Source organism: Winogradskya humida, from assembly GCF_016862215.1.
Taxonomy (GTDB): Bacteria; Actinomycetota; Actinomycetes; order Mycobacteriales; family Micromonosporaceae; genus Actinoplanes; species Actinoplanes humidus.
In genome coordinates this window covers 250048-264841 of record NZ_BOMN01000087.1, presented here as the reverse complement: position 1 = coordinate 264841, position 14794 = coordinate 250048, and the positions used below count along the sequence as shown (strand labels likewise).

Annotated in this window: 12 protein-coding genes; 3 read left to right on the top strand and 9 right to left on the bottom strand. The window is 71.2% G+C overall.

Annotation, left to right across the window (positions count from 1 at the left end; all coding sequences use genetic code 11):
• Nucleotides 1–21: 21 nt before the first annotated feature.
• Entirely contained in the window at nucleotides 22–456 is a 435-nt protein-coding gene (locus tag Ahu01nite_RS31065) for an organic hydroperoxide resistance protein (RefSeq protein ID WP_203840215.1), read from the top strand.
• A complete protein-coding gene (locus Ahu01nite_RS31060; protein ID WP_239159275.1) occupies nucleotides 449–922 on the top strand; it encodes a flavin reductase family protein in 474 nt (157 codons plus the stop codon). Before Ahu01nite_RS31065 ends, Ahu01nite_RS31060 begins: the two co-directional genes overlap by 8 nt.
• Here the strand turns inward: Ahu01nite_RS31060 and Ahu01nite_RS31055 are convergent.
• The 5 genes from Ahu01nite_RS31055 to Ahu01nite_RS31035 form a co-directional block, all read right to left on the bottom strand.
• Complete coding sequence (locus tag Ahu01nite_RS31055) at nucleotides 803–3025, bottom strand: B12-binding domain-containing radical SAM protein (protein WP_203840214.1); 2223 nt, start codon at nucleotides 3023–3025, stop codon at nucleotides 803–805. The genes Ahu01nite_RS31060 and Ahu01nite_RS31055 overlap by 120 nt on opposite strands.
• Complete coding sequence (locus tag Ahu01nite_RS31050; RefSeq protein WP_203840213.1) at nucleotides 3025–4323, bottom strand: TfuA-like protein; 1299 nt, start codon at nucleotides 4321–4323, stop codon at nucleotides 3025–3027. The genes Ahu01nite_RS31055 and Ahu01nite_RS31050 overlap by 1 nt, the downstream gene beginning before the upstream one ends.
• A complete protein-coding gene (locus tag Ahu01nite_RS31045) occupies nucleotides 4320–5459 on the bottom strand; it encodes a YcaO-like family protein (RefSeq protein WP_203840212.1) in 1140 nt (379 codons plus the stop codon). The genes Ahu01nite_RS31050 and Ahu01nite_RS31045 overlap by 4 nt, the downstream gene beginning before the upstream one ends.
• A 64-nt stretch (nucleotides 5460–5523) precedes the next feature.
• Nucleotides 5524–5886 (bottom strand): hypothetical protein, encoded by a 363-nt coding sequence (locus Ahu01nite_RS31040; protein ID WP_203840211.1) that lies wholly within the window; start codon nucleotides 5884–5886, stop codon nucleotides 5524–5526.
• Between the two features lie 123 nt (nucleotides 5887–6009).
• Nucleotides 6010–6372 carry a hypothetical protein gene (locus Ahu01nite_RS31035; protein ID WP_203840210.1) on the bottom strand — a complete coding sequence of 121 codons (363 nt, stop codon included), beginning with the start codon at nucleotides 6370–6372 and terminating at the stop codon, nucleotides 6010–6012.
• A 279-nt stretch (nucleotides 6373–6651) separates the two neighbouring features.
• Here Ahu01nite_RS31035 and Ahu01nite_RS31030 point away from each other — a divergent pair, with 279 nt between their 5' ends.
• Nucleotides 6652–7374: a MerR family transcriptional regulator gene (locus Ahu01nite_RS31030; RefSeq protein WP_203840209.1), complete on the top strand. Its 723-nt coding sequence runs from the start codon at nucleotides 6652–6654 to the stop codon at nucleotides 7372–7374.
• 4 nt (nucleotides 7375–7378) lie between these two features.
• Here Ahu01nite_RS31030 and Ahu01nite_RS31025 read toward each other — a convergent pair whose 3' ends face one another.
• From Ahu01nite_RS31025 to Ahu01nite_RS31010, 4 genes are read right to left on the bottom strand one after another with little or no spacing between them, the layout of a single operon-like run.
• Nucleotides 7379–10363 carry an ATP-binding cassette domain-containing protein gene (locus Ahu01nite_RS31025; protein ID WP_203840208.1) on the bottom strand — a complete coding sequence of 995 codons (2985 nt, stop codon included), beginning with the start codon at nucleotides 10361–10363 and terminating at the stop codon, nucleotides 7379–7381.
• A 10-nt stretch (nucleotides 10364–10373) separates the two neighbouring features.
• Nucleotides 10374–12533 (bottom strand): NHLP family bacteriocin export ABC transporter peptidase/permease/ATPase subunit, encoded by a 2160-nt coding sequence (locus tag Ahu01nite_RS31020; RefSeq protein ID WP_203840207.1) that lies wholly within the window; start codon nucleotides 12531–12533, stop codon nucleotides 10374–10376.
• The gene (locus tag Ahu01nite_RS31015) at nucleotides 12530–13336 is read right to left on the bottom strand and encodes an HlyD family efflux transporter periplasmic adaptor subunit (protein ID WP_203840206.1); all 807 of its coding nucleotides are present in this window, start codon (nucleotides 13334–13336) and stop codon (nucleotides 12530–12532) included. Before Ahu01nite_RS31015 ends, Ahu01nite_RS31020 begins: the two co-directional genes overlap by 4 nt.
• On the bottom strand, nucleotides 13333–14787 hold the full coding sequence (locus tag Ahu01nite_RS31010; protein ID WP_203840205.1) for a SagB/ThcOx family dehydrogenase: 1455 nt from the start codon (nucleotides 14785–14787) through the stop codon (nucleotides 13333–13335). The genes Ahu01nite_RS31015 and Ahu01nite_RS31010 overlap by 4 nt, the downstream gene beginning before the upstream one ends.
• Nucleotides 14788–14794 lie beyond the last annotated feature (7 nt).

The window sequence follows — 14794 nt, the reverse complement described above, 5'->3', positions numbered from 1 at the left end:
CCCATCGTTCCAGGAGAGACCATGCCGCACATCTACACCGCGAAGGCCCACGTCGAGGGAGGGCGCAACGGCCACGGCCGCAGCGACGACGGCCATCTCGACGTCGACCTGTCCCGCCCGGCGACCAACGGCCCGGGCACCAACCCCGAGCAGCTGTTCGCCGTGGCCTACGCCGCCTGTTTCGAGGGCGCCCTGGCCACCGTCGCCCGCCGGGCCCGCGTCGACCTCGGCGCGACCAGCGTCGACTCCGAGGTCTCGCTCTCGTCCGTCGACGACGGCAGCTTCCGCATCGGCGCGACGCTGGCCGTGACCATCCCCGGCGTCACCGACCCCGCGCAGGCCGTCGAGCTGGCCACCGAGGCCGACCGGGTCTGCCCGTACTCCAACGCCCTGCGCGGCAACGTCGACGTGACGATCACCGCCAACGGGCAATGGGTGGCGGGTCCCCGTGACTGACGAGCTCCGCAAGGCCTTCACCCTGTACCCCCGGGGCGTGATGGCGGTGGCCGCACAGATCGACGGCGCACCGGTCGGCCTCGCCGTCAGCGCGTTCGTGTCGGTGTCGCTCGACCCGCCGCTGCTCGCGCTCTGCATCGACGCCGGGTCCCGCACCTGGCCCGTGCTGAGCACCGCCGGCACGATCGGCGTCAGCGTCCTCACCGAGGAGCACGCCTGGCTCGGCCGCCAACTGGCCAGCCGCACCCGCGACCGCTTCGCCGACGCCAAATTCGACGAGACGGCCCGGGGCGCGCTGCTCCTCACCGACGCGGCAGCCCGCTTCGAATGCGAGACGGAAAGCGTCTCACCCGGCGGCGACCACCTGATCGTCCTGCTCAAGGTGGTCTCGATGGACGCCGACCCCAGCCGCAGGCCCCTCGTCTGGCACGACTCGCAGTTCGCGGCGGTGACGTCCCTCCTCTGACGCCGGGTCCGCGTCCCGGCGGATCAGGCGGAGGTTCACGAGCGTCTGCCACGTCTTGCCGGTGTCCGAGGAGGCCAGGATCCAGGCCCGCGCTCGGGCGTCCGCCAGCGTCGACGGCTCGGCGAAGAGCTTCAGGAACAGCCGGGTGGCGGGCGGGAGCAGGAAGATGCGCCCGTCCGTACGGCGGAAGGTGAGGCGGCCCGCGGGAAGGGCCTGGCGGGGTACGCCGTACAGCTCGCAGTACCTGCCGAGCACAGCCGGGTCGGGTTCGGGGATGAACTCGCCGTTGAGGACGAAAGCACGGTCCTCGTCAGCCGGCTTCAGGGCGCTCTCCTCGTCGAGGTGCCGGCGTACCCCGGTGCCGAAGCGGTCGTGGTAGAAGAACGAGTGCGGCGTGTCGACCGAGCCGAGCCAGGGCCGGTCGTAGTGGCCCTGGTTCAGTTGCTTCTTGGCCTCGATGATCTCGTCGTGCACCGCTTCGGTGATGGGCTCGTCGTAGAGCAGCACCGGGGCCACGTCCCCGCCGGTGGGGCGGCGCAGGTTGCTGATGCCGAAGCGGTCCGGCTGTTTGGCGACGATGGCTCCGGGGGTGAGCACGAAGTCGCCGAGGCCGCCGAAGGTCCACAGGTCGCGGTTGTCGACCAGGAAGTTGATGCTGTCGAGGGCTTCCTCGCGGGTCTCCGTGGGGAACCCGGTGAAGCCCATCATCTGGACGCCGATGCCGGCCCCGGTCATCGCGGCGATCGTCTGTTTGACCTGTGCCGGCTTGGTGCCCTTGTCGATGAGGTCGAGGATGCGCTGGTTGGCCGATTCGAAGCCGACCGAGATCGCCGTGCACCCGCTGCGTTTGAGCAGTGCGCAGCGTTCGGCGGACCAGTATTTCTCGAGCCTGATCTCGGCTCCCCAGCGCAGGTCGATGCCACGGTCGACGACCTGTTCGGCGAAGCGCAGGATGGTGGCGGGAGCGAGCACGTCGACGGAGAAGTAGATGAACTTGGCGAACTTCGACAGTTCGGTGACGTCCCTGATCATCGTGTCGACGGTGTCCTGGCGCCACGGGCTGGTCGGGCCGTCGGTGTTGAGCCCGTAGTCGCAGAACGTGCACTTGTTCCAGTAGCAGCCGCGGCTCGGCGAGTAGTAGACGAACCGTTCCGGGCTCAGATACTGGTCCCACGGGAGCCGGCTGAAGTCGGGGGTGGGGACGGTCGCGAGCTTTTCGTAGTGCAGCATCGGCAGCGGGCGGATCGCACCGTATTTCGGGTGCAGCCGGATGTTGGGGTGGGTCACCGGCAGCCGGCCCGCGTCGAGCGCTTCGAGCAGTTCCACATAGGCGGTCTCGCCCTCGCCGACCACGATCGCGTCGATGTCGTTGAAGACCCGGAAGACCATGTCCCGTTCGGCGGCGTTCTTCCAGACGTCGGAGACCTCGGTCCCACCGGCGACGACAAAGACATCGGGCATGGCCGTACGCACGAGATGCGCGAGCCACAACGCGAACGGCAGTTGCCACTGGTACGTGATGTTGATGCCGATGATGTCGTACCCGCCGCGCGTCAGGCGTGGCAGAAGAACGTTCTCGTAGTACGACTGGTACGGCCGGCTGAGCCGCTCGAGCAGAGTGTGGCTGGTGAGCGCGCGTACCGAGCCGATCCCGATCGGCGGCGGCGCCTCCAGGTGGAAGCCTTCCCGGAACTGGCCGGGGAAACCGGTGGTGGACAGCGTGTTCATCCACCCGACGATGCCCTCGACCGCGTCCTGGTACTGGTTGTAGTCGTAGAAGCGGACCGGGTCCTGCAACGTGGCGACCGCGGCGCGGACCCGTTCCGGATCGGGCTCGCCGATGCGCAGCAGGTGCGCGGAGACGAGGTCCTTGTCGAGCCGGTACCCGCCGTGGTCCAGGTATTCGTGCGGCCCGGCGAGCTCCTGGTCCAGCCAGGCGAGCCCGGCCGGGGAGTACGAGTGGTGGAACGCCTCGATGTTGACGTCGATGAGGTCCGCGGCCGGATGGCCCTGCGCCCGGGCGTACGAGTCGATGTAACTCAGGCTGTGGTAGCCGGATGTGGGATCGGTGATCGGCGGGTAGAGCAGGGCGACCTTGGCCATCAGGACTCCGTCCTCGGGAAGCGGGGTGCACCGAACAGCCGCAGGCCCGCGACGAGCGGTTCGGCGACGGTGCGGAATTCTTCGAGGCTGCGCAGCCCCCGGTCCCAGACGACCATTTCCAGATCGGCGGGGGCGACGCCCCAGATCCGGGCGTACGTCTCGTCGATGCGCCGGTCGCTGAACCGGTTGCGTTCCGGCAGGTGCGGGTCGGGCCGCGGCAGCCCGGCGTTGACCAGCTCGGCTTCGGCGACGAACGCGGCGGCGGCCCGCAGGGTGCGCTCGTCGCCGAGGACGGCGGGCAGCATCTGCGCGGCGATGGCCTGGTCGCCGAAGGTTCCGAAGCCGCGGGCGAGCGTTCGCAGGGTCCGTTCGGCGTCGTCGAGGCCGGGTTCGGGTGCCCAGTCGTGGCCGAGGCCGCCCCGTTGCCGGGCCGCGGCAAGGGCGAGGCGCTCGACGTCCGGGTTCTCCGGGGTCACGCCGGCGAGGTTCGCGAGGGTGTCCCGCCGGTGCAGCGCCGGGTATTCGGGATGCAGCAGCATGATCGCGATGATGAGGTCGTGGTCGGTGACGGTGGTGCCGTCGTAGCTGCGGCTGGTGTTGCGGACCTGCCAGGCCTTGTAGAAGCTCGAGTCGACGTGGGCGACGGGTGCGTCGGCCGGGCCGGGCGGGGTCAGCAGGGCGGCGCTGCGCAGCAGGAGCCGGGCATCGGCGGCCTTGGCGTCGCGCGGGTTGTCCGCGAGCCAGCCGAGGAAACGCTGCTCCCCGGAGGAGCGGCCGGGACGGAAGACCCGGTATCCCCGCGCCCGGAACGGCACGGCGCGGGCACGTTCCAGCAGCGCGGCTTCCTCGTCAGGGGTGATCACACCGGCCGAGCAGGCGTCGCGCAGGGCCAGCCGGATGGTCACGAGCGGCTGGCTCAGCGCCCGGTATCCCTCGTCCGCGGGGGCGTAGGCCATCGCCACCTCGTCGTCGCCGTCGATGACGCCCTCCGCGTACAGGCGGAAGATCTCACCGACGCCGCGCATCCCGAAGCGCCACAGTTCGGCGGCGCGCAGGGCACCCATGCTGCTGCTGCCGGCGACGGTGATGCCGCGTTCGAGCAGCGCCAGGATCTCGCGGTGCCGGACCGGGGCGGTCTGCATGAACAGGCCGTCGATGAGCAGGACCCGGTCGCCGGCGGCCAGCGGGAGTGCCTGCAGGTCGCCGTGTGCGACGGGTGGGCGGACCACCGCACCGGGCAGGAGCTCGGTCACGGAGCCGCGGTCGAGCGAGGGCCCGACGAAGACGTAGTCGGTCATCGGCCCGGCCTGCTCACCTTGGAGTCCTGGAACATCCGCAGCCCCGGGGCGTACACCTTGCAGACCGGCAACCCGAGCTCCTCATGGGTGAGGTCGACGACGAAGGGCTCGACGCCGGTGCGGGCGTACACCCGGGTGGCGTAGTCGGTGATGACCTCGTCGATGCTGTCCGGCAGCTCGGGGGACGGGCGCAGCGGGCGGATCGTGCGGTCGAGGTCGACGGGCGGGCGGGCGAGGGGATCGGCCAGCTCGTACACGCGGGGGTGGATGTCGTCACGGACGCCGGAGACCGCGGCCATCCGGGACTGGACGGCCTCGGCGAGGGCACGGCCGACGGCGATGCCCGGCTCGACGTGGCAGCCGAAGCCGCCGAAGACCAGCGGCAGGCTCGGCGACCAGATCGTGGCGCCGTAGCAGGCGACACCGAGGTCGTCGGTGATGTCGCAGACCTCGGTCCAGCAGTCCGCCGCGCGCAGGGCCGCCACGATGGCCCGGGTGCCGGGCATGGTGACCTCGTCCGGGTCCACGTATCGCCGCTGGGCGACCGGGGCCTCGGTGTACTCGGTGACGCATTCGCGTTCGATGAGCTCCTGCAGGCCGTGCAGGGTCGCCTCGGCGAGGGTGTTGCCGGCGGCGAGACCGTTGCTGGTCGGGCGGAACAGCACGCGGGCCCAGTCACGGCGGGCGGTGAAGTCGAGCCGCACGGTCTCCAGCGGCACCGGGACCGTCCGGCCGGTGAGCAGCCCCCGGCCGGCCACCCAGTCCAGCACGGTGCCGCCGGTGAGCGGGGACCGCAGGGCCAGTTGCAGGTCGCGTACGCGATAGGGCAGCTCGAGCTCGTCGGCCGGGCATCGTGCGACGATCGGCAGCACGGGGTTCTCCGCGTGCCATGCCTCCGCGCCCTCCATCGCGGCGCTGACCTTCGAGGGTGTCGCCGTCAGCCCGATGCCGAGGCTGACCGTCAGCGTGCGGCTGACGGGCCGGTATGCGGCGTGCGACGGCAGGCCGATGTCGTCGAGCCCGGTGAGGTCCGCGACGCGGGTGATGCCGATCGCGGGCAGCAGGGGCCGGATCCGTTCCCAGGTCTGCTCGGCGGTGGTGCTGCGGTAGGTGTTGATGCCACGGACGATGGTCATGGCGCCGGTCCTCCTTCCGGGGTGCTCGGCGGGCCGCCCGGGGGCGGCCCGCCGCGTGCGAATGTCAGGCGGTCTCGGCGAAGATGCAGAGCGAGACGTTGACGTTGTTGTCCGCCACCGCCGCCGCCAGGTCGAGCTCGGCCTCGCTGAGCTCGGCGGTGTCGATGAGCGGCGTCGCCGGGACGATCAGGATGTGCGTGGAGGCGCTCTCGTTCCACTGGCTCAGAACGTCGGCACGGGTCGGCAGGTGCTCGAGCTCGGAGCGGTCCAGCGCGACCGTGTCCCCCGGGGCGACGGGCAGGCCGGCGGCGATGGCGTAGGCGGTCGGATCGGCGAGAAGCTGCGCCTGCTCGGCGTCGTCGCGCCAGACCTTCACCAGCAGGTCGACGTATTTGCGGGTGAACTCGGTGTGCTCGGCGTCAGACATCGGAACCCTCTTTCGAATGCGGTGGCTTGGTGGTTGCAGACGTTACGAGAATTGGCGGGTGTCGAACCGGAACGGCAGAAGGCGCGGCCGTCATCGGTGTGCGGCGCCCCGCGGATTACACGTTCAGGTGCAACAGCAGGGGCAGCAGCAGGCGGTGCCGGGCTCGAGGCCGGCGACGACGTTCTCCAGCTCGCGTTCGTCGATCTCGACCTCGCCGCCGGACTCCAGGGCGGGCACGAACAGCACGAGTTCCCCGAGGTCGGACGCGTGTTTCCACGCCTCCACCTGGGTTTCCAGATCGGGTTCGGCGTCGCCTGCGTCGCGGCGCACGGTGACGGGAACGCCGTCGGGCACGGCGATGCCGTACTCGGTGAGCAACTGCCGGGGGTCGCGTTCGAGCAGCGCCTCGCGGGCCGGGTCGGACCACACCTCGACCACGAGCCGCCCGTACGCGGCGATGAACACCGCACGGTCTCCTGGATCCATGGCTTCCTCCTCAAGGGATGACGGAAGCCATATCGTGCGCCGCGCGACGGCGCGCAAAGCCGGGTTCTATGGAGCTGCGCAGGCCGCGCGAACCGTTACGGGCGGATCGGTGCAATGGTTGCCGGCCGCGGCACACATTGAAGCCGATGACATTAGCGAAGGCGAATGGGTTTCGCCATAGCCGACCCTGTCAGACTTTTAGTGGACGATTTGAGGGATGCCCCTCCCCCACGCCGGAACTTACGCTGCGCAAGCAAGCGAACACGATTCGGAGGGTCCATGGCGGCCGAAGGTTCCCGTTACACCGTGGAGGAGCTGGCCTCGAAGGTCGGCATGTCGCCACGCAACATCCGCGCCCATCAGACCCGGTCGCTGCTCAGCGCGCCGATCCGCCGGGGCCGGACCGCGTACTACGAGGAGAGCCACGTCCGGCGGCTCGAAGCCATCAAGTCGCTGCAACGGCAGGGATACAACCTGGTCGCGATCGAGGCGATCCTCGGCGTACGCAGCCCGGAGCCGGCCGGTGAGGCGCTGGAACTGCTGCTGCAGCGGCTCGGCCGCGAGCAGCCCGGCCTGGTGCACGCCCTGGCCCGGCACGGTGTGCTCGTCAGGGGCGAGAACGGCAGCGTGGAGATGGTCCGGAGCCGGCTCATGCGCTCGGTGGTCGGCCTCAACCGGGCCGGCGTGCACACCGTGCCATCGTTGCAGATGCTCTCCGAGGTCCTCGACCGGCTGCGGCTGATCGCCGAGGACCTGGTCCGCTCCACCGGTCAGCGGATCGTCAGCGCCACGCCCACCCTGCGCGCCGGCGCCATGTCCACCTGGGACGAGCTGGACACCAGGACCGACCTGCTGACCAACAGCATGATCGGGCTGCTCACCGAGGCCTTCCGGGTGGCCCTGGAGAATTTCGGCCCGACCGCGATGCCGGACCTGCTCGCGGAGTGGGGCGGTGAGAGCCCGCTGCACCCCCACGGCAGCCCCACGATCGACATCGGCTGAACGCTCAGACGCCGTGCTCGGCGGGGCGCGGCAGCTCCGCACCGTCCGGCGTGTGCTCCGGGGCGACCAGGAGCTGCCGCCGGGCGAGGCGGTGGAACAGCCCGTCCCGGTCGGCCATCAGCTCCGGGTAGGTGCCGTCCTGCACCACGACGCCCCGGTCCATCACGACGATGCGGTCCGCGTTCATCACCGTCGAGAGGCGGTGCGCGATGACGATGCGGGAGGCCGCCAGCGCCCGGGTGCTCCTGGTGACTATCTCCTGCGTACGGTTGTCGAGGGCGCTGGTGGCCTCGTCGAAGAACAACATCCGGGGCCGGTCGACCAGCGCCCGCGCGATGAGCACCCGCTGCCGCTGGCCCACCGACAGTGTCCCGCCGCCGAACGGCACGTTGGTGCCCATACCCATCGGGAAGCCGGCGATGTCACCGTCGAGCCCGGCCATCCGGGCCGCTTCCCAGAGCCGTTCCAGCGGGTAGTTGCCCGCACCCGCGATGTTCTCCCGCAGGCTGCCGGCGAAGAGCATGCCGTCCTGCAGCACCACCCCGCACTGGCGCCGCACGGCCTGCACGTCGAGCTCCGCGAGGTCCTGACCGTCGTAGAGCACGGCACCGCTGGTCGGCTGTTCGAAGCCCAGCAGCAGACGCAGCATCGTGGACTTGCCGCAGCCGCTGGGCCCCACCACGGCGACGAACTCGCCGGGGCGTACCAGCAGCGAGACACCGTTGAGCACAGGCGGGTCGTCCGGCTGGTAGGAGAAGGTGACGTCGTTGATGTGGATCTCCCCGCGCAGGTCGCCCGGGTCGACCCGGTCCGGCAACCGCTCCGGGTCGGCCTCCAGCACGGGCGCGAGCACCTCCAGGCGCGGCACGGCGGCGAGCACCTCGACGCTGCCGGCGACGACGACGAGGACCGCACCGAGCAGCAGCGTGTAGGCCACATTGACCGAGTAGAACCGTTCCGGCGTGATCTGACCGGCTAGTGGGCCTTCGAGCATGGCGAACAAAGCGAGCTGACCGGCGAGCGGGAGTACCGTCGCCACCGCTATCAGAATGCTCTGCACATTGCGGACGCGATTGAGATCGGCGCGAGCCAGGGCGTGGCTCTGCGCCCATCGGCTGAACGCCCGGTCCTCGGCACGGGCCAGCTTGATCTTCGTGATCCCGGCGAGCAGCTGGTTGGTCAGCGCCGCCGAGCGGTGCTCCGCGGGCAGGGCACGGCGCTGCCGGCGCACGACGAGCCCGCCGAACACCCACACCAGCAGCACCGCCACGACCAGGACGGTGAGGCAGCCTAGGCCGAGCGGGGCACTGACCCAGAAGATGTACGACAGCTCGGCGACCACGGTCAGCGAGGCGGTGACAGCCTGGGCGAGCAGACCGGACAGCGACTGCCGGACGAACGAGATGCCGAGCACCGCGTTGGCGAGCTCGCCGCTGCTGGTCGAGCGGAAGAACCGCACCGGGAGCCGCATCAGCCGGTCCCAGAGCACGAGCTGGGTGCCGATCTCGGCGCGGCCCTCCAGGCGCAGCAGCCGCAACCCCTGGGTGATCCCGACGAGCCCGGCCACCACCGCCGCGGAGACCAGCAGGGCGGCCAGGCCGAGAAAGCCCGTACCCGTGCCCGCCTCGCTCACCGACGCCAGCACCCGCCCGACCACGATCGGGGTGGCCAGGCCGAGTGTGGCCGCGACCAGCCCGACGGCGAGCAGCGCCCGCAGGTCGCGGGCACCGCCGCCCAGCCCGAGGCGTAGTGCGTCACGCATGGAGGCCCGTCTCGGCAGTGGCGCCTGGACCTGTCCGGCCGACGGCTCGAACGCCGCGGCGGCCGCCGCGGTGATCGGGGCCGCGGTCCTCATCCGGGAGTCGATCTCGTGGTAGCGACCGCTGCGGAACCGGAGCGCGACCGCTGTTCCGTCGCGCCAGCCGACGAGGGGCCCGAGGTCGTGCCGCCACCATTGACCCGGCAGTTTCACGGGGCGTACGTGCAGCGCGGAGCTGCGTGCGACCGCTTCGAGCGCCTGCCGGTCGTCGGTGGGCGGGTGCCGCCGGTCGGCCGGCTCGACCACGGTGACCGCGCTGTCGTCGTCGGGGTCGTCGGCACCGGTCACGATCTCCAGGATGTCGGCGACCCTGCGGTAACGCGCGAAGCGGTACTCATGGTCGTCGTCGGGCACGTCCGCGCCTCCACCGACGACCCGCAGAGCCGTACGGGCGGCGCCCCGCAGCGAGGCGGCGTTCTCCCGCTTACGTTCACCGATGCCGCCGACGAAGCGGATCGCCAGCCGCTCCACCCGGTCCTCGACGACGCCGAGCAGCCGGCGCACGTGGGCGTCGAGGGCGGGGAGCAGATCCCCCGCGACGAGCAGTTGCCACGTCGAGCGGTCCAGGACCGTGCACGGGCTCTGCGCGACGACCCAGTCCCGTCCGGCGAGCGGGACCAGTTCACCGTCGCCGATCGTGCCCGCGGTCCCGCCGTTGTGGACCAGCCGGCCGCCGTCCGGGCGTACCCATCGGATCTCGTTGTTCGTCGTCAGGGCCTCACCGGCGGCAAGCGTGACCGAGCCGCCCGGGACGAGGGTCTTCGCACCTCGGGGGTTGCTGCCGTCACGGACGGCGTCGGCGACGGTGAGCAGCATCAGATCGACGGCCGCCGCCAGCGCACGGGCGGCCGTCACCGTCTCCGGGGCGGCGGCCGAGCGTTCGGCCAGTTCGAGCCGTTCCCGGGTGAGGTGGCGCACGGAGGTTCCCGGCAGCGGAACCAGGATCAGCCGCCACGGACCGGCCGGCTCGCCGCTCGGCACCAGACTGTAACGGGGTAGCCGGGCGACGAAGTGGCGGCGCGACGGTGCACCCGCCACGCTCTCCCGGACGGCGAAGAGGTCGGCGGGACCGTCGACCAGAAAAGCGGGATGCACGCCGCCCAGCGCCACCGAGCGGCCCTGCTCCGCTTCGCCGTGGCCGAACAGCCGGTCCCAGTCACGCTCCAACATGGCGAACCCCCTACTGGTCGCGGACCAGACCCGCGTAGATCCCGTCGGCTGCCATCAGTTCCTCGTGGCTGCCACGCTCGGCCTCGCCGCCGCGGTCGAGCACCACGATCAGATCGGCGTCGCGGATGGTCGAGAGCCGGTGCGCCACCACGAGGCAGGTGGCTCCGCGCCGGCGCAGGTTGTGGTCGATCAGCCGTTCGGTCTCCGCGTCCAGCGCGCTGGTCGCCTCGTCCAGGATGAGGACGCTCGGCTGGCGTACCAGGGCCCGCGCGATCTCCAGACGCTGGCGCTGACCGCCGGAGAAGTTCTTGGCACCTTCCGTCACCCGGCTGGCCAGGCCGCCCGGACGGCAGGCCACCTCGGCGTACAGACCGGCGTCGGTGAGCGCCTCGATGACCACCTCGTCGGGGACGGTCGGGTCCCACAGCGTGATGTTGTCCCGGACCGTGCCCTCGAACAGCAACTGATCCTGGTCGACCAGCGCGACGGTGGCCGCCCACAGGTCCGGGTCGATGTCGTCGCGCCGCCGGCCGTCGACCGTGATCTCACCGGACCACGGCTCGTACAGCCCGGCCACGAGCCGCCCCACCGTCGACTTGCCGCTGCCCGAGCCACCGACGAGCGCGACCCGGGCACCGGGCGCCACGTCCAGATCGAAACGTTCCACGAGCGGTGCGGCCAGCGGGTTGTACCCGAACGTCACCCCGCGCAGGCGCAGGTGACCCTCCATCGGCGCGAACTCGCCGCGCGGCGCGACCGGTGCGGGCAGGGGGTAGTTCTCCACGTCCCGCAGCCGGCTCAGATCGGCGCTCATGTCCTGCAGCTGCGAACCCAGCGCGGTGAGACCCGCAACCGGCCGGTTCATCATCGCGGTGAGCCCCTGCATGGCGAGCAGGATCCCGACGGAGAGGCTGCCGGCCAGCACGCGGTAACTACCGACGCTGAGCAGCACCGCGGTGTTGAGCGACGCGATCACCGCCGGGACGACGGCAAGAGCGGCGGTCGGCACGCCGAGCTTCTGCTGACCGGCGATGACGGCCGCGCCCCGGGAGGCGAAGCGCTGGAACCCCTTCTGCTCCTCCCCCGCCGCCTTGATCGACTCGATCATCTGAATGGTCGTGTAGACGGTGCCGAACAGTTTGCCCCGGTCGGCGGCCATCCCGGCGACGGCGCTGGTGCGCTGTGCCGACACGTAGCGCAGCACCGCCACGTTGACGCCCGAGAACGCGACCGCGCAGAGCCCGAGCACGACGTCGTAGCGGCAGAGCAGGAGCCCGTACGTGATGATCAGCAGCAGATCCACGACGGTGACCGCGACCCGGCGGGTGAAAAGCGCGGCGACGGTGTCGTTGCTGCGGACCCGGTTGGTCAGATCGGCCGCTTGGCGCTGATCGAAGAACGACAGCGGCATCCTGAGCAGATGGCGCATGAAGCGGGCCGCGCTGCCCAGCGCGACGGCGGCCTCCGCCCGTACCAGTAGCCGCTGTTGCAGCAGCCCGGCGAGCAGGGTCAGCACGACCGCGACGGCCATGGCCAGGACCAGACCGGTCAGGGCTCCGTGACCGTCCCCGAGCAGCACCCGGTCGACGAAAACCGTGGTCATCGCGGGCATGGTGAGGCCGACGAGCGCGATCACGATGCCGAGCAGCAGAGCCTGCGGCAGGATCGAGCCGAGGTTGCGCCACCGCGCGCCGAGCGCCCGGAAGACGCTGTACCGGGAGCCGCCACGCCGGAAGTCCGGCCCCGGGCGCAGGGTCAGGGCCACCCCGGTGTACGAGCCGTCGAAGTCCTCCCAGCTGGTGGTGCGTGGCCCGGTGGCCGGGTCGTTGAGGTGCACCCGGCGCCCGAACCCCTCCAGCACCAGGAAGTGGGCGAACCGCCAGAACAGGATCACGGGCAGGTCGGTCCTGGCCAGCGCGCCGACGTCCATCTGGAAACCCTTGGCTTCCAGCCCGTACGTCCGTGCGGCCTTGAGCACGCTCACCGCCGTCGACCCGTCCCGGCTGACCCCGCAGGTCTGGCGCAACTCCTCGAGCGGGACGTGCCGTCCGAAGTGGGCGAGCACGATGCCGAGCGACGCCGCCCCGCACTCGACGGCCTCCATCTGGATCACCGTGGGTGTGCGGACGCGCCGGGTGGACGGGCGCGCCGCAGCCGCCGGGGCGCTCATCCGAGCAGCCAGGAGATCGGGTGCTCCCGGGCGATGGTGAACACGGCTGAGATCTCGCTGGTCGAGTTGAGCTGGAAGGGTGGTGACGCCTTCGTCCACGCCAGCCCGCTCGGCGACGCGGTATCGGTGGTGAGCGGGACCACGACCCGCACCACGCTGCCGCCACCGAGCAGGGACTGCACGTCGGGTCCGCCGCCGAGGAAGGCCCGCAGCGACTCCGGGGTCTCCGGGAACGCACCGACCGACGTGACGACGCCGACCATCGTGCCGAAGACCGGCGACGGTGCGGCGGCCGCGGCGACGGCGACCGTGTTCCCGATCCGCAGCAACGGCGCCGAGCGGGCCGGGACGAAGACCACCGCCTGCAACGCGTCGCCGGGGGTGTCGAGCCGTTCCATCTCGGCGACCCGGGTGCCGGGCTGCACGAGCTGCCCCTCGTTGATGGCGAGGCTGACCACGTACGCGTCCCACGGCGCCGCGACGGTCTGCACGGTCCCGTCGGAGCGCTGGGCGCTGTAGATGGGTGTGCCCTTCGTGATCCGTACGTTGGCCGCGGTCCACACCTTGACGATCTGCCCGCTGGACGTGGCGTCGAGCCCTGAGACGCCGTTGGAGTGCACCAGCACCCCGACGGCCCGGACCGTACGCTCGACGGTGCCGAGAACCGCCCACGCGCCGGCCGTACCCGTGGTGACCAGCAGCGCGATGGTGAGCAGCCACCCCGGCACGGTGGCCAGCCGGACCACCTCGTCGAGCTCCTCCGGCGCCTCCAGCCGGCGCAGCGCCTGCCGCCGGAACATCATGCGGCGGCCCTCGAGCCCAGCAGGAAGTCGGCGACGCTCGGCTCGACCAGCGGGTCCAGGCCGGCGAGTGCGGCGAACGCAGCCGAGTCACCCGCGCCCAGAGCGCAGGGTGCGAGGCCCATCGCCGCGGCGACCAGGTACATCAGCTCGGTGAGCAGGCCGGCGTTCTTGAGGATCAGCGCGTACCCGAGTCCCTCGTACTTCCACATGAGACGACGGATCCGGGCGGTGACCACCAGCTGCACCTGCGGCGGCTGCCGGATGGCGGCGGCGGCGCTGGCGTAGTCCAGCAGGCGGTCGGCATTCGCGTCGTGCTCGGCGACCAGTTCGAGGCGATGCTCGACACTGTCGTAGTGGTAGAGCCCGCCCGCCAGGCCCTCGCACCGGGTGACCATCGGGTACAGCTCCAGCTCGCACATGCCGCCGCCGGTGGGGTACGGGCGCCGGCCCACCTCGTACCCGTCCAGCTCCCGGATGTCGGTGGTGTGCTGCACCCGGAACAGGAACTCGGCGAGCTGGTCCAGGGTGATCGGGTGCTCCGTGTCGTGATCGCGGATCGTGCGGCGCGCGTCGAGCACCGCCGAGAACGACGGATCCGAGCCGGAGATCCGGATCGGATCGGGCACCGGGAGCGGCACCACCGGCCGTCCGGGGAATGTGGCGCGTAACGGCTCGGCCGGGAAGCTGCCGGCGAAGCGGTACGTCCCGCCGATGGGCAGGGCATGCCGCCCGGGCCGGGACCGGCCGTGCAGGCCGAGGTCCTCAGCCGACCAGAGTGCCTGCGGTGGCTGCGTGCTCTCGGCCCGCTGATCGGCGATGGCGACGATCACCCCGGCGGTGAGCAGCTCGTCGAGCAGCCGGCCCGCGGTGGTCTCGTCGAGACCCGCCGCGGCGCCGAACGTGGCGCTGTCACAGCCGTCCTGTCCCACCGCGTCGTTCAACGCGCCGAGCACCCGCCGGTCGGGCAGCCCGATCGCGATGGTGGACAGCGGTGACTGCGCGACCATCCTCCCGTCCTCGCCGCGCAACGACACGAACCGCGACACCTTGTACGCCTCCCCGGGCTGATGGCGGCGCTGCGTCTCCGCTCCCCACCGGCCGAGCCCCTTCGGCATGACCTCCAGCAACGGCCGGTCCGGCAACAGCAGGCGGCGGTCGAGCCAGCAGTTCAGCACGAGGCGGCGCAGCAGCACCTGGGCCGGCATGATCTGGGCCTCGCCCTCGATCTCCGCCACCAGCCGGGTGGCGTCGAGGTGGCTGACCCAGTGGTCGGCGAGGCGCAGCAGCAGAGCCCTGCGCCCGACGCCCGGCCGGGTCATCACCAGCTCGAACCGGCTCTGCCGCAATGTCAGCACGCCCCCGTCGGAGGCGGCCAGGGTCGCATCCCTGCGCAGGCGAAGTGCCTCGACCACGGTTGTCTGGCGGTTCACGGGTACCTGGGCAAGGACCATCGCCGTT

Excerpts from the sequence above, each read along its gene's own strand:
- Ahu01nite_RS31025 (WP_203840208.1), bottom strand. The coding sequence starts at position 10,363 with ATGTTGGAGCGTGACTGGGACCGGCTGTTCGGCCACGGCGAAGCGGAG.
- Ahu01nite_RS31055 (WP_203840214.1), bottom strand. The coding sequence starts at position 3,025 with ATGGCCAAGGTCGCCCTGCTCTACCCGCCGATCACCGATCCCACATCC.
- Ahu01nite_RS31030 (WP_203840209.1), top strand. The coding sequence starts at position 6,652 with ATGGCGGCCGAAGGTTCCCGTTACACCGTGGAGGAGCTGGCCTCGAAG.
- Ahu01nite_RS31065 (WP_203840215.1), top strand. The coding sequence starts at position 22 with ATGCCGCACATCTACACCGCGAAGGCCCACGTCGAGGGAGGGCGCAAC.
- Ahu01nite_RS31040 (WP_203840211.1), bottom strand. The coding sequence starts at position 5,886 with ATGTCTGACGCCGAGCACACCGAGTTCACCCGCAAATACGTCGACCTG.
- Ahu01nite_RS31045 (WP_203840212.1), bottom strand. The coding sequence starts at position 5,459 with ATGACCATCGTCCGTGGCATCAACACCTACCGCAGCACCACCGCCGAG.
- Ahu01nite_RS31050 (WP_203840213.1), bottom strand. The coding sequence starts at position 4,323 with ATGACCGACTACGTCTTCGTCGGGCCCTCGCTCGACCGCGGCTCCGTG.
- Ahu01nite_RS31010 (WP_203840205.1), bottom strand. The coding sequence starts at position 14,787 with ATGGTCCTTGCCCAGGTACCCGTGAACCGCCAGACAACCGTGGTCGAG.
- Ahu01nite_RS31035 (WP_203840210.1), bottom strand. The coding sequence starts at position 6,372 with ATGGATCCAGGAGACCGTGCGGTGTTCATCGCCGCGTACGGGCGGCTC.
- Ahu01nite_RS31020 (WP_203840207.1), bottom strand. The coding sequence starts at position 12,533 with ATGAGCGCCCCGGCGGCTGCGGCGCGCCCGTCCACCCGGCGCGTCCGC.
- Ahu01nite_RS31015 (WP_203840206.1), bottom strand. The coding sequence starts at position 13,336 with ATGATGTTCCGGCGGCAGGCGCTGCGCCGGCTGGAGGCGCCGGAGGAG.